The following is a 274-nucleotide window of genomic DNA, read 5'->3' on the forward strand; positions in this document are numbered from 1 at the left end:
CCTCCCTGCCTCCTTTATCCGCTTCTTTCTTTTTTCTTTGCCCATCCCCCTTGGTTTCCCTCCCCGTCCCCTCCTTTCCCCCCCCTCCTTCCCTTCTTCTCTCCTCCCCTCCTCCCTCTCCTTTTTTCTTCTGCCTTTTCCTTCCTTCTTCCCCTCCTCCCTTCCCTCCCCCTCCCCTTCCCCTTTTTCCTCCTTCCTCCTTCCCTCCTTTTCTTTCCTCTCCCTTCCCTCCCCCTCCCCCCCCCTCCCTTCTCCCTCCCCCCTCCTCCTCCTC

General features: G+C 59.9%; 1 protein-coding gene. It reads right to left on the reverse strand.

The features are described 5' to 3' along the window. Positions 1-14 precede the first annotated feature (14 nt). Positions 15-274, reverse strand: a 260-nt coding sequence (locus tag LK536_RS58730; RefSeq protein ID WP_506092325.1) for a hypothetical protein, incomplete at its 5' end; no start/stop codon positions are given.

It is taken from the genome of Clostridium pacaense, assembly GCF_020709765.2.
Taxonomy (GTDB): domain Bacteria; phylum Bacillota; class Clostridia; order Lachnospirales; family Lachnospiraceae; genus Enterocloster; species Enterocloster hominis.